The organism is Acinetobacter sp. YH12049 (assembly GCF_013419875.1).
GTDB lineage: Bacteria > Pseudomonadota > Gammaproteobacteria > Pseudomonadales > Moraxellaceae > Acinetobacter > Acinetobacter amyesii.
Map to the genome: position 1 here is coordinate 13,757 of NZ_VOZH01000035.1, position 14,196 is coordinate 27,952.

The following is a 14,196-nucleotide window of genomic DNA, read 5'->3' on the forward strand; positions in this document are numbered from 1 at the left end:
ACTCCAGATGGCATACTCATATACCGAAAAGAAACGGATCCGTAAGAATTTTGGTAAATTGCCCAAGGTAATGGATGTTCCGTACTTGCTCGCGATTCAAGTCGACTCGTACCGAACTTTCCTTCAAGACGGCAAAACTCCAAAAAACCGCGAAGATATCGGTCTCCAAGCCGCATTTCGTTCAGTTTTTCCTATTGAAAGTTATTCTGGCAATGCTGCTTTAGAATTTGTTGAGTATAGTCTTGGTAAGCCTGAATTTGATGTGCGCGAATGTATTCTTCGTGGCTCAACTTATGCGGCGCCAATGCGTGTAAAAATTCGTCTGATCATTAAAGATCGCGAAACTAAAACAATCAAAGATGTGCGTGAGCAAGAAGTCTACATGGGTGAAATGCCACTTATGACAGACAACGGTACCTTTGTGATCAATGGTACTGAGCGTGTAATCGTATCTCAATTACACCGTTCACCAGGTGTGTTCTTTGACCACGATAAAGGCAAAACTCACTCTAGCGGTAAAGTTCTTTATTCTGCTCGTATCATTCCTTACCGTGGTTCATGGTTAGACTTTGAATTCGATGCAAAAGATCTTGTATATGTTCGTATTGACCGTCGTCGTAAATTACTTGCGACTGTTGTGCTTCGTGCCTTGGGTTATAACAACGAACAAATCCTAGACATGTTCTACGAAAAAGTACCTGTATATCTTGATATGGGTAGCTATCAAATTGACTTGGTTCCAGAACGTCTACGTGGCGAAATGGCACAGTTTGATATCGTGGGTACAGACGGTAAAACAATTGTTGAACAAGGTAAACGTATTAACGCGCGCCATGTTCGTCAAATGGAAGCAGCAGGTCTTGAAAAACTTTCTGTTCCTGATGAATACCTATATGAACGTATCGTTGCTGAAGATGTAACGTTACGTGATGGCGAAGTTGTTGCGGCAAATACCGTACTTAGCCATGAAATTATGGTGAAATTGGCTGAAGGCGGCGTTAAACAATTCAACGTACTTTATACTAATGACATCGACCGTGGTCCATTCATTGCGGACTCTTTACGTGCAGATACTACAACTGGTCGTGAAGAAGCACTTGTAGAAATCTACAAAGTGATGCGTCCGGGTGAGCCACCAACAAAAGAAGCTGCTGAAAACTTATTCAACAATTTATTCTTCTCTTCTGAACGTTATGACTTATCACCAGTAGGTCGTATGAAGTTCAACCGTCGTTTGGGTCGTCCTTACGAAGTGGGTACGGATCAGAAGTCTCGTGAAGTTGAAGGCATTCTTTCGAACGAAGACATCACTGATGTATTGAAAACATTAGTTGAAATCCGTAACGGTAAAGGTGAAGTCGACGATATCGATCACTTGGGTAACCGTCGTGTTCGTTCTGTTGGTGAAATGACAGAAAACCAATTCCGTGTTGGTCTAGTTCGTGTTGAACGTGCTGTTAAAGAACGTTTATCTCAAGCTGAAACTGATAACTTGTCTCCGCAAGATTTAATCAATGCGAAACCAGTTGCTGCTGCAATCAAAGAATTCTTTGGTTCAAGCCAGTTGTCTCAGTTCATGGACCAAAACAACCCGTTGTCTGAAATTACACACAAACGTCGTGTATCAGCATTGGGCCCAGGTGGTTTGACTCGTGAACGTGCGGGCTTCGAAGTACGTGACGTACATCAAACTCACTACGGTCGTGTATGTCCAATCGAGACTCCTGAAGGTCCAAACATTGGTTTGATCAACTCACTTTCTGTTTATGCGAAATGTAATAACTTCGGTTTCTTGGAAACTCCATACCGTAAAGTTGTTGATGGTCGTGTAACGGATGACGTTGAATACCTTTCTGCGATTGAAGAAGTAGGTACTGTGATTGCACAGGCCGATTCTGGTATCGATAAAGACGGTAACTTAACTGAAGAATTCGTATCTGTACGTCACCAAGGTGAATTCGTACGTATTCCACCAGAAAAAGTAACGCATATGGATGTATCTGCTCAGCAGGTTGTATCTGTAGCGGCATCACTTATTCCGTTCCTTGAACACGATGATGCCAACCGTGCATTGATGGGTTCAAACATGCAGCGTCAGGCTGTTCCTACATTACGTGCTGACAAACCGCTTGTTGGTACAGGTATGGAAGCAAACGTAGCGCATGACTCGGGTGTGTGTGTACTTGCGAAACGTGGTGGTCGTATTGAATTCGTTGATGCTTCTCGTGTCGTTATTCGTGTAAACGAAGAAGAGATGGTGGCAGGCGAAGCAGGTGTAGATATCTACAACCTGATCAAATACACACGTTCGAACCAAAATACATGTATCAACCAAAACGTTGTTGTACGTTTAGGTGATAAAGTTGCACGTGGTGACGTTCTTGCTGATGGTCCATCAACAGATGGCGGTGAATTGGCATTGGGTCAAAACATGCGTGTAGCGTTCATGACTTGGAACGGTTACAACTACGAAGACTCGATCTTACTATCAGAGCGTGTACTTCAAGAAGATCGTTTAACGTCTATCCACATCCAAGAGCTTTCATGTGTTGCACGTGATACCAAATTGGGTGCTGAAGAAATTACAGCGGATATCCCGAACGTGGGTGAAGCTGCACTTTCTAAATTGGATGAATCAGGTATCGTTTATATCGGTGCTGAAGTAACTGCTGGTGACATTCTTGTAGGTAAAGTAACGCCTAAAGGTGAAACTCAGTTAACTCCGGAAGAAAAATTGCTTCGCGCAATCTTCGGTGAAAAAGCGGCTGACGTAAAAGACTCTTCATTACGTGTATCTTCATCTGTGAAAGGTACTGTAATTGACGTTCAAGTATTTACACGTGACGGTCTTGAAAAAGACGAACGTGCTCAAGCAATTGAGAAAGCACAACTTGATGCTTACCGTAAAGACTTGAAAGAAGAATACAAAATCTTCGAAGAAGCGGCTCGTGAACGTATTGTTCGTCTATTGAAAGGTCAAGAATCTAACGGTGGCGGTACAACTAAACGCGGTGACAAATTAACTGAAGAGTTATTGTCTGGTCTTGAGTTGGTTGATCTTATTGAAATCCAACCAGTCGACGAAGCGATTGCTGAACGTTTAACTCAAATTCAAGTGTTCTTGAAAGAGAAGAGCCTTGAAATTGACGAGAAATTTGCAGAGAAAAAACGCAAACTTTCTACAGGCGATGAACTGACAACTGGCGTATTGAAAGTTGTTAAAGTTTACTTGGCTGTAAAACGTCGCATCCAACCGGGTGATAAAATGGCGGGTCGTCACGGTAACAAAGGTGTTGTATCTAACATCTTACCTGTAGAAGACATGCCACACGATGCAAACGGTGTTCCAGTTGATGTTGTACTTAACCCACTGGGTGTACCATCACGTATGAACGTGGGTCAGATTCTTGAAACTCACTTAGGTATGGCAGCTAAAGGTCTTGGCGATCAAATCGACAAGATGATGAAAGAGCAACGTACTGTACTTGAGCTTCGTGATTTCTTAGACAAGATTTACAACAAAGTTGGTGGCGAACAAGAAGATCTTGATAGCTTGACTGATGAAGAAATCTTGGTGCTTTCAGGTAACTTGCGTAAAGGTGTTCCTTTAGCAACACCAGTATTTGATGGTGCTGAAGAATCACAAATTAAAGAATTGTTAGAACTTGGTGGCATTTCACGTACTGGTCAAACAGTATTGTATGATGGTCGTACAGGTGAACGTTTTGACCGTCCAGTAACTGTAGGTTACATGTACATGTTGAAACTGAACCACTTGGTTGACGACAAGATGCATGCGCGTTCTACTGGTTCTTACTCTCTAGTAACTCAACAGCCGCTTGGTGGTAAAGCACAATTCGGTGGTCAGCGTTTCGGTGAGATGGAAGTATGGGCACTCGAAGCTTACGGTGCAGCATACACACTTCAAGAAATGCTTACTGTGAAGTCGGATGACGTTGAAGGTCGTACCCGTATCTATAAGAACATTGTAGATGGTAACCATTACATGGACCCAGGTATGCCTGAATCGTTCAACGTATTGACCAAAGAGATCCGTTCTTTAGGTATCAACATTGAACTGAAAAATGGTGACTAAGTAACCATTAATCCCCCCGGCCCCCTTTGCGAAAGGGGGAGTTCCCACTCGAAAGGGCAGGAGCTTCCCTCCTTAGAAAAAGGAGGGACTGAGGGAGGATTGTTCAGTAAAAAACAATATTTGTGACCCAGTTGTGAAGTGAAAATCTCCACAACACACGGAGAAAAAAATTGAAAGACTTGCTCGATATCATGCGCAAAAAGACGGATTCCGACGGTCATGCTCCTGTAGAGTTTGATCGCATCCGTATTGGTCTTGCGTCACCAGAAATGATTAAGTCGTGGTCTCATGGTGAAGTTAAAAAGCCTGAAACTATTAACTACCGTACGTTCAAACCTGAACGTGATGGTTTATTCTGTGCCAAAATCTTTGGTCCAGTAAAAGATTACGAATGCTTGTGTGGTAAATACAAGCGTATGAAATATAAAGGCGTCATTTGTGAAAAATGTGGCGTTGAAGTAACAACTGCAAAAGTACGTCGTGAGCGTATGGGGCATATTGACCTTGCTTCTCCAGTTGCGCATATTTGGTTCTTAAAATCACTTCCTAGCCGTATCGGTCTGCTTTTAGACATGACTTTACGTGATATCGAACGTGTATTGTATTTCGAATCATACGTTGTAACTGACCCAGGTATGACTCCACTTGAGAAATACCAACTTCTAAACGATGAAGAATACTTCACTGCTTTAGAAGAACACGGTGATGAATTCACTGCGAAAATGGGTGCAGAAGCAGTTCAAGATTTGTTGAAAGACATCGATCTTGAAGCTGAAATTTCACGTCTTCGTGAAGAAATTCCAAATACAACTTCAGAAACGAAGCTTAAAAAAGCCTCTAAACGTCTGAAATTGATGGAAGCGTTCAAAGAGTCGAACAACAAACCAGAATGGATGGTGATGAATGTACTTCCAGTACTTCCACCTGATCTTCGTCCGTTGGTCCCTCTAGAAGGTGGTCGTTTTGCGACTTCTGACTTGAACGATCTTTACCGTCGTGTAATCAACCGTAACAACCGTTTAAAACGTCTTTTAGACCTTGCAGCACCAGACATTATCGTACGTAACGAAAAACGTATGTTACAAGAGTCTGTAGATGCATTGCTTGATAACGGTCGTCGTGGTCGCGCAATTACCGGTTCGAACAAACGTCCTCTTAAATCTTTGGCAGACATGATCAAAGGTAAACAAGGTCGTTTCCGTCAAAACTTATTGGGTAAACGTGTCGATTACTCTGGTCGTTCGGTAATTACTGTAGGTCCAACTTTACGTCTGCACCAATGTGGTCTTCCGAAAAAAATGGCGCTTGAATTATTCAAACCATTCATTTTCGCGAAACTACAAGCGTCTGGCCAAGCGACAACCATTAAAGCTGCGAAGAAAATGGTTGAGCGTGAAACTCCAGAAGTTTGGGACGTACTTGCTCACGTAATTCGTCAACATCCAGTGATGTTGAACCGTGCGCCTACACTTCACCGTTTGGGTCTTCAAGCATTTGAACCAACCCTGATTGAAGGTAAAGCAATCCGTCTTCATCCGTTAGTTTGTGCGGCATTTAACGCCGACTTCGACGGTGACCAAATGGCGGTACACGTACCATTAACACTTGAAGCTCAGTTAGAAGCTCGTGCGTTAATGATGTCAACAAACAACATTCTTTCTCCTGCGAACGGTGAGCCAATCATCGTACCTTCTCAGGACGTTGTCTTAGGCTTGTACTACATCACTCGTGATGCGATCAATGCCAAAGGTGAAGGCATGGTGTTTGCGGATACTGACGAAGTAAACCGTGCACTTGCAACAGGTCAAGTTGATTTACACGCTCGCGTAAAAGCACGTGTACACCAAACTGTCATTGACGAAAATGGTAACCGTGAACAACAAACCATTGTTGTAGACACAACTCCAGGTCGTTGTTTACTTTGGGAAGTTGTACCTGAAGGTATGGATTTCCAACAAATCAACGTTGAGATGACTAAAAAGAACATCTCTAAATTGATCAACTCTTGCTACCGTAAATTAGGTCTAAAAGATACTGTTATCTTCGCTGACCAATTGATGTACTTGGGCTTCCGTCAAGCGACTCACTCAGGTGTGTCTGTTGGTATGGAAGACATGTTGATTCCGCCACAAAAACAAGCAATTATCGAAAAAGCTGAAGTTGAAGTTCGCGAAATTGAACAACAATTTGAACAAGGTTTCGTAACTGCCGGCGAACGTTATAACAAAGTTGTCGATATTTGGGCGCGTACAAACGACCAAGTAGCGAAAGCGATGATGGACAACTTATCTTTCACTACTGTTAAAAACAAACAGGGTGAAGACGAGAAACAAAAATCATTCAACTCGATCTATATGATGTCTGACTCAGGTGCCCGTGGTTCGGCAGCTCAGATTCGTCAGTTAGCGGGTATGCGTGGTTTGATGGCGAAACCAGATGGTTCGATCATTGAAACACCAATTAAAGCGAACTTCCGTGAAGGTTTGACCGTACTTCAGTACTTCATTTCAACACACGGTGCACGTAAAGGTTTGGCCGATACTGCATTGAAAACTGCGAACTCAGGTTACTTGACTCGTCGTTTGGTTGACGTTGCACAAGACTTGGTAATTACTGAGCCAGATTGTGGTACTTTCGACGGTCTTGTAATGACTCCGTTCATTCAAGGTGGCGATGTCATCGAGAACTTAGGTACTCGAGTATTGGGTCGTGTACTTGCTGAAGATGCGAAGAAACCAGGTTCGGATGATGTGATTCTTCCACGTAATACTTTAATCGACGAAAAACTTGCAAACTACTTAGAAGAGCAAGGTGTCGATGAAGTGAAAGTACGTTCAGTTGTAAACTGTGAATCTACTTTCGGTGTATGTGCGAAATGTTACGGTCGTGACCTTGCTCGCGGTCACTTGGTGAATCCAGGTGAATCTGTGGGTGTAATGGCTGCTCAATCAATTGGTGAGCCAGGTACACAGTTAACAATGCGTACGTTCCACGTAGGTGGTGCTGCGAGCCGAACTTCTGCTGCTAACAGCGTACAAGTTCGTAACAAAGGTACAGTACGTTTCCACAATGTGAAAACAGTACAACACGCTAAAGGTCACTTGGTATCAACTTCACGTTCAGGTGAAATCGGTATCGCAGATGACATCGGTCGTGAACGCGAACGTTACAAAATTCCATACGGTGCTTCAATCATCATTAAAGATGGCGAAGCTGTGGAAGCTGGCGGTATCGTAGCGACTTGGGATCCGCATACACATCCACTTGTTACCGAAGTTGCAGGTAAAGTGCGTTTCAGCCAAATCGCTGATGGCGTAACTGTGACATCGAAAACTGATGATGCAACAGGTATGACGACTATTGAGGTACTTCCAGTAACTTCACGTCCAGCATCTGGTAAAGATATGCGTCCAGCTGTTGTATTGGATACAACAGATGGCGGCGAACAGTTCTACTTCCTACCACAAAACACGATTCTGACTGTGCGCGATGGCGAAACAATTGGTGTCGGTGATGTTATTGGTCGTGTGCCACAAGAATCTTCACGTACTCGTGATATTACCGGTGGTCTTCCACGCGTAGCTGACTTGTTCGAAGCACGTAAACCGAAAGAACATGCGATCCTTGCTGAAATTTCAGGTATCGTAAGCTTCGGTAAAGAGACCAAAGGTAAGAACCGTCTTGTGATTACTCCGGATGATGGCTCTGAGATTTACGAAGAGCTAATTCCGAAATGGCGTACGATTAACGTGTTCGAAGGCGAGCATGTGAACCGTGGTGAAACCATTTCTGATGGTCCGCAAAACCCACACGACATCTTACGTTTGAAAGGCGAAGTTGCACTGACAAACTACATCGTGAACGAAGTTCAGGACGTATACCGTCTGCAAGGTGTAAAAATCAACGACAAGCACATTGAAGTGATCGTACGTCAAATGCTTCGTAAAGTTGAAATCACTGACGGTGGTGATACAAGCTTCATCAAAGGCGAGCAAGTGGAATACATCCGCGTTGTTCAAGAAAACCAAGCTGTGGCAGCTCAGAACAAGTTCCCAGCGAAGTTTGAACGTCAATTGATGGGTATTACCAAAGCGTCGCTTTCTACTGACTCGTTCATTTCTGCTGCATCGTTCCAGGAAACAACTCGTGTGTTAACTGAAGCTGCTGTAACAGGTAAAGAAGATGAATTACGTGGTCTGAAAGAAAACGTGGTTGTAGGCCGTCTGATCCCAGCGGGTACAGGTTTGGCATACCACTTAGAACGTCGTCGTCAAGAGTCTGAAGCTGCAGAGCTTGAGCTTCACAATGACTTCTCTGATGTAGATCAAGCGTTAAGCCAAGCATTTAGCGATGAATTTAACGGTCTTTAATTAGCCCTTAAATCATTCCAAAAAAGCCACCTTCGGGTGGCTTTTTTTATGTGGATGAATTGAAAATTAAAGCTTTCCTAATATTGAAATATTTCCTATAGTAAAAATAGAACATAACACATCTCTTGATTTTTAAACTTAAACATAACGGGGTCTTTTGATGAAATTCACACAGCAATTATTCGCAGTTTCTGCATTATTCAGCTCATTGACAGCGATTGCTGCACCTATGCCCAATTCGATTGTGGTAGAAGATAAAGCTGTAGTTCCAGTACTAAAAACAGAAGTGATTCGCCGTGTTGCAGGTCAAGAACCTGTACGCCAAGTAACTGCAACAGTGTTAGAAATGACCAATAAAGGTCAGGATATCGTGGCACGTGAAATTGAACTTTCAGATCACCAAAGTGATTTTTCTGAAAAGAAATTATCGATTCCAGTAGTACAACGTGGTGGTGTCATCATCCCGACTTCTAAAATTGAAACCAAGACTACGGTGAAGCAGGACGGTCAGATTATTCGTCAAAACACCAATATTGATGCAGAAGGTGTAGAGTTTAAGAAAGGGCAGGAACCGATTAAACGCACGCTAAAACTAGATCAGGTAACAGATCCAGAAAGCAAAGCCAAACTCTCTCATGCTGTGCTGACTGAAAATGGTGAAACCACAAAAGATTTGATGATTTTGGATGAAAACCCTGAGTGATTCGTAAGCGATTAGGCGTGGTTTTTACAAAATGCAGCATTTATGCTCCAAGCCGTAACAAGCTATGTTTAATTGTTTCATACAATGGTTTTAGAATCATAGGTATTGAAGAAGACAAGGAACATCACAATGAAAAAAGTAATGAGCGTATGCGCAGTCGCGATGATGTCGACCCTAATGCTTGCTGGTTGTGAAAGCATGTCGCCCAATGAACAGCGTATTGGTGCTGCAGCTTTAGGTGGTGCCATTGGTGGTGGTGTGGGTAATAATGTCGGTGGTGGTGTAGGTGCAGCCGTTGGTGGTGGCGCTGGTGCAGCTGTCGGTAGTAAAACTCAAAATGGTTCAAACCGAAATGCTACATATAGTGGTGTAGGTGGTGCGATTGGTTCTGCAGTCGGTAAAAGTATCTTTGGTGGTAACACTGGTGCTGCGATTGGTGGTGCAATCGGTGGTGGTGCAGGTGCTGCAATTGAGCAAAATCGCTAATCCAATCCGATAAAATTGAATGAAAAGGCGCTTAAAGATAAGCGCCTTTTTTATTTGCGTGGACGGGGTTGCTTGCGACGAATGTATAGGGTTTTTTGAACTTCAGCGATACGTAAGCCTGCTTCATCAAAAATATTTAAGCTATAGTTCCGTAAAACAGGTGCGTGGTTATCTGCTAAGTTTTTAATATGATTGATTTCATTTGGGTCGAGCTGGATGTCGGCGTATACCGTTCCACGCCCGGGAGATAAAAATTGGATATTTGCCGCTTTGTCCCACACGATATAACGTGAGCCAAGGTGATGCATCAAAATCAACATATAAAATGGGTCAACCATTGAATATAGACTACCGCCAAAATGTACACCGACAATATTTTGATTTTTTCGAGTTAATGGCATTTTGACGCGAATGTGATAATTGGCGAGATCAATTTTATCAATCGAAATGCCAGCACCTTTATAAGGGGCATAATGATTGAGTAAGAATTTAGAGACAATAGGCATTGTCATTATTTTCTGGATTATGCTCATACTGGGTCAATTTTTTTTTATGCTGAACTTTGCATACTAAATGAGTTTCAAAACTGTGGCATTGATCACATTGCCCATGTTCACAAATAAAACGTCAATTCGATGGAATCGATAAAAGGACAAGAAGAATGCAACCACTAAATACGCAATGGGTGAATACCACAGATCAACAACGGCTCTATGTGAAGACATGGGGTGATGAAACTAAGCCGGCATTGGTTTTGGTTCATGGTTATCCTGATAATCAGGAAGTATGGGAACCGGTTATTGAACATCTTATTAATGAATTTTATATCGTCACCTATGACGTGCGAGGTGCAGGGCAGTCCTCTGTGCCCCGTAAAGTACGAGATTACCGTTTAGAACAACTTTCACTTGATTTAGATAGTGTGACGCAAGCGGTATTAGGCGAGCGTAGTTTTCATTTGGCCGCGCATGATTGGGGCTCTATCCAATCTTGGGAATCGGTGACTGAGCCAAAATTTCGCTCACGTATTTTGTCTTATTCAACTATTTCTGGGCCATGTTTGGATCATGCGGCATTTTTGCTCAGAAATAGCTTTAAGCATCAGCAGAAAAAATTACTCAAATTATTAAGTAAGTCATGGTACATCGGGGTATTCCAATTACCATTTTTGGCACCGACCGCGTGGCATTTTTTGAATGCTGAACGTTGGGGAAAAATTGTGAATGATTTAGAACGTACTCAAGAATTGCCTTTGAATCATAATATTCAGCATGATGGTAAACACGGTATTGCGCTTTACCGTGCTAATTTTATTCCTCGCTTAACTCAGCCTAGACAACGTCATGCGGTCTGTCCTGTACAAGCGATTGTGTTGAAACATGATAATTTTGTCAGTCCAGACTACATTAAAGAATTACCTAAATGGGTTGAGGATTTATCGGTGGTTGAAGTCAATGCCAATCATTGGGCTGTGCTGAGCCAACCCGAAAAAATTGCAGGTTACATCGCTCAATTTGCGCAATCACAGCAGCTTTAAGTAAATCTTTCAACAGTGTCAGTTCATCGATAGAGGGCTAAATAGAGAGCAAATTCTGATAAAATACGGTTTTTTGTCAGACTCCCTTTTTCTTATGTTTGCTATTCTTGCCGCAATTACAGTCATGTTTGGGCTGTCGCTGGCACGCGTGCCTGTTGTATTTGCACTGATCATTGGTGCAGTAACAGGTGGCTTGTTAGCTGGCCTTGGTATTCATGGCACCATCGAAGCGTTTAATAGTGGCTTAGGCAACGGTGCTCAAATCGCACTTGCTTATGGCGTGTTGGGGGCATTTGCTTTGGCACTTGCGCGTTCAGGTTTGCCAGATTTACTGGCTTATCAACTCATTACTAAACTCAAAGGTAATAGTAATGTGAAAGCCCAGAATCGCGTGAAATACGTAATTTTCGCTACTATCGCTTTAGCCGCCGTATGTTCACAAAACGTGATTCCAGTGCACATCGCGTTTATTCCAGTATTAATTCCACCATTACTCAGCGTATTTAATCATTTAAAACTTGACCGTCGTTTGATTGCTTGTGTTCTGACTTTTGGTCTTGTGGCGACTTATATGCTGGTACCTTTTGGTTTTGGTGCTATTTTCCTTAATGATATTTTAGGTCAAAACATCAATACCTTTGGTAAGCCATATGGTTTCAACATCAGCTATGACCAAATTCCAACTGCTATGGCAATTCCAGTATTTGGGATGTTTGTTGGCTTATTAATTGCTGTTTTTTATAGCTACCGTAAACCACGAGAGTATGCTGACGTTCAGGTTAAGGAATCACAGCACACCATCTCATCTGATGTAAAAGCAGATGAAAATGGTAAACCACAAGTCGCTAAATTTACTTTGATTATGGCTGCGGTTGCAGTGGTTGCTACGCTTTCTGTTCAAGTCATATCTGAGTCGATGATTTTGGCGGGTCTTGTTGGTGTTGCGATCTTAAGCTGTGCAGGTATTTTTAAGTGGAAAGAAGCCGATGATGTCATTATCAGTGGTATGCGCATGATGGCACTGGTTGGTTTCATTATGATTTCTGCGCAGGGCTTTGCATCTGTGATTGAGGCTACGAATCAAGTACCAATACTGGTACAAGCTTCGGTTGAATGGATTGGAAACAGCCGAGGTTTAGCTGCATTTTGGATGCTATTGATAGGGCTATTAATTACCTTAGGTATTGGTTCTTCATTCTCAACAATCCCAATTTTGGCCATTATTTATGTACCACTTTGTATTCAATTTGGTTTTAGCCCAGCGGCAACGATTGCCATTATTGGTACAGCAGCAGCTTTAGGAGATGCAGGTTCTCCGGCATCAGACTCAACTTTAGGCCCAACATCAGGCCTTAATATGGATGGTCAGCATGACCACATGAAAGATAGTGTGGTCCCGACCTTCATTCACTACAATATTCCATTAATGATCTTTGGTTGGATTGCCGCAATGGTACTCTAAAAAATTTTCAAAGATAAATAAAAAGGCGATTATATAATCGCCTTTTTTGTTATTTAATTCTGAGGATTTTGGTTGGATTAAAATAATTCATTTTATTAATTCTGATTAAAAAGGTTGGTATATTATGAATAATAAATTAATTATAACGGTGAAAATATAAAACCAAGCATTGCACTATGATTAAAATAAATATATTTAATTAATAATAACTTATATAATAATGTAATAAATTATTAAATAATGTTATTGCATAATTTTAATACTAATGTTTAATATTAATTATTCATTCTAGAAGGTTGTTTAAAAATGTTAAAACAAGCTGCTCTTATTGCATTATTGGGTATGTCTGCATCAGCGATGGCTGGTCAATGGCAAGTGAAAGTTGGTGGTTCTGTGGTAGCCCCTACTTCTGACACAAGTATTTTAAACGGCGCAGTAAATGTTGAAGCAGATCATGAATATGCATTTACACCATCAATTGAATATTTCTTTAATGACAACATTTCAGCTGAATTACTTTTGGCAACGCCAATAAGTCATGATGTAAATGTTACAGGTGCTGTAGATGCTGGTGTGAAGGTCAAACATTTGCCACCTACAATTACTGCAAAATATAACTTTAAAAATTCAACACGTTTCACACCGTATATTGGTGTAGGTGGTACAGCATTTGTTGCGTGGGATGAAAAAGCAAGTGGTGATTTAGCTGGTGCTAAAGTAAAAGTAAAAGAAGACTTTGGTTTTGCAGGTCAAGTCGGTTTTAACTACCAGCCAGCTGATGCAAAAAACTGGGGTGTTTTCTTTGATGCGCGTTATGCACAGATCAGCCCAGAAGTTGAAATTAAAGATGTTACAACTTTTGATTTAGATATCGATCCAATGGTGTATACAATTGGTTATAGCTACAAATTCTAAACTGTAGCTAATTTTAAAACCCTGTCGAATGGCAGGGTTTTTTTATGCAGCATATTCCATCCATCAGTTGATCGAATTGAACAAATAGGCAATAGAAAATTTAGGTAGAACTGTTAGAGTCGAGATAAATCAGCAAGTTGGATGAAGAGAAAAGACGATGAAAAAAATTATTCAGGGTATGCTGGTCTTGGGCAGTGCTTATTTTATTTCGACAAGTTATGCCGCAAGTTTTGATTGTAAAAAGGCGAAAACCATTACCGAACATGCGGTTTGTGATAACCGGAGTATTAATGATGCCGATGTCAAAATGGCCACGACCTATACGATTATTCGTCATTTGGTTCCCATGGGGACACGTGGTGCAATTCAAGATCAACAAATAAAATGGCTACAACTACGCGATCAGTGCCGTGACAATGTCAGTTGTTTAAGTGATGTATATAAAATGCGGCAGCAAAAACTGGATCTCTACATGGACCGCGTTTATAAACAAGGACCTTTTTAACTAAATGTGCGGAATTCTCCATCTATAATCTGTGATTTAGATGGAGATGGATAGCACGCCTTTTCAGTCGGGTCTTTCTTGGTTTTGGATGTATTCTCGAATTACATCAATTGTCGCTCCAC

General features: G+C 41.7%; 9 protein-coding genes. 8 read left to right on the forward strand and 1 reads right to left on the reverse strand.

The annotated features are described in order from the left end of the window. Positions 1-7: 7 nt before the first annotated feature. From rpoB to FTU05_RS13965, 4 genes are all read left to right on the forward strand, one after another. Positions 8-4,096: a DNA-directed RNA polymerase subunit beta gene (gene rpoB, locus FTU05_RS13950; protein ID WP_180002850.1), complete on the forward strand. Its 4,089-nt coding sequence runs from the start codon at positions 8-10 to the stop codon at positions 4,094-4,096. A 170-nt stretch (positions 4,097-4,266) separates the two neighbouring features. Then, positions 4,267-8,466: a DNA-directed RNA polymerase subunit beta' gene (rpoC, locus tag FTU05_RS13955; RefSeq protein WP_078192842.1), complete on the forward strand. Its 4,200-nt coding sequence runs from the start codon at positions 4,267-4,269 to the stop codon at positions 8,464-8,466. Positions 8,467-8,626: 160 nt separating this feature from the next. Beyond that, complete coding sequence (locus FTU05_RS13960; RefSeq protein WP_180002852.1) at positions 8,627-9,169, forward strand: hypothetical protein; 543 nt, start codon at positions 8,627-8,629, stop codon at positions 9,167-9,169. Positions 9,170-9,298: 129 nt separating this feature from the next. Then, positions 9,299-9,655, forward strand: a complete 357-nt coding sequence (locus FTU05_RS13965; RefSeq protein WP_078192840.1) for a DNA transfer protein p32 — start codon at positions 9,299-9,301, stop codon at positions 9,653-9,655. A gap of 50 nt (positions 9,656-9,705) precedes the next feature. Here the strand turns inward: FTU05_RS13965 and FTU05_RS13970 are convergent, their stop codons facing one another. After that, on the reverse strand, positions 9,706-10,188 hold the full coding sequence (locus tag FTU05_RS13970) for a DUF4442 domain-containing protein (protein WP_078189823.1): 483 nt from the start codon (positions 10,186-10,188) through the stop codon (positions 9,706-9,708). Positions 10,189-10,316: 128 nt separating this feature from the next. Between FTU05_RS13970 and FTU05_RS13975 the strand changes: the two genes are divergently transcribed. From FTU05_RS13975 to FTU05_RS13990, 4 genes are all read left to right on the forward strand, one after another. Further along, complete coding sequence (locus tag FTU05_RS13975) at positions 10,317-11,192, forward strand: alpha/beta fold hydrolase (RefSeq protein WP_180078033.1); 876 nt, start codon at positions 10,317-10,319, stop codon at positions 11,190-11,192. 94 nt (positions 11,193-11,286) lie between these two features. After that, positions 11,287-12,654: a Na+/H+ antiporter family protein gene (locus FTU05_RS13980; RefSeq protein WP_180007047.1), complete on the forward strand. Its 1,368-nt coding sequence runs from the start codon at positions 11,287-11,289 to the stop codon at positions 12,652-12,654. Between the two features lie 306 nt (positions 12,655-12,960). Beyond that, complete coding sequence (locus tag FTU05_RS13985; RefSeq protein WP_180035020.1) at positions 12,961-13,569, forward strand: OmpW family protein; 609 nt, start codon at positions 12,961-12,963, stop codon at positions 13,567-13,569. 157 nt (positions 13,570-13,726) lie between these two features. Next, complete coding sequence (locus FTU05_RS13990) at positions 13,727-14,074, forward strand: lysozyme inhibitor LprI family protein (protein WP_078189819.1); 348 nt, start codon at positions 13,727-13,729, stop codon at positions 14,072-14,074. Positions 14,075-14,196: the final 122 nt, after the last annotated feature.

Bases quoted from the DNA above. Each gene is read 5' to 3' on its own strand.
- rpoB (WP_180002850.1), top strand. From the start codon at position 8: ATGGCATACTCATATACCGAAAAGAAACGGATCCGTAAGAATTTTGGT.
- FTU05_RS13960 (WP_180002852.1), top strand. From the start codon at position 8,627: ATGAAATTCACACAGCAATTATTCGCAGTTTCTGCATTATTCAGCTCA.
- FTU05_RS13965 (WP_078192840.1), top strand. From the start codon at position 9,299: ATGAAAAAAGTAATGAGCGTATGCGCAGTCGCGATGATGTCGACCCTA.
- FTU05_RS13970 (WP_078189823.1), bottom strand. From the start codon at position 10,188: ATGAGCATAATCCAGAAAATAATGACAATGCCTATTGTCTCTAAATTC.
- FTU05_RS13975 (WP_180078033.1), top strand. From the start codon at position 10,317: ATGCAACCACTAAATACGCAATGGGTGAATACCACAGATCAACAACGG.
- FTU05_RS13980 (WP_180007047.1), top strand. From the start codon at position 11,287: ATGTTTGCTATTCTTGCCGCAATTACAGTCATGTTTGGGCTGTCGCTG.
- FTU05_RS13985 (WP_180035020.1), top strand. From the start codon at position 12,961: ATGTTAAAACAAGCTGCTCTTATTGCATTATTGGGTATGTCTGCATCA.
- FTU05_RS13990 (WP_078189819.1), top strand. From the start codon at position 13,727: ATGAAAAAAATTATTCAGGGTATGCTGGTCTTGGGCAGTGCTTATTTT.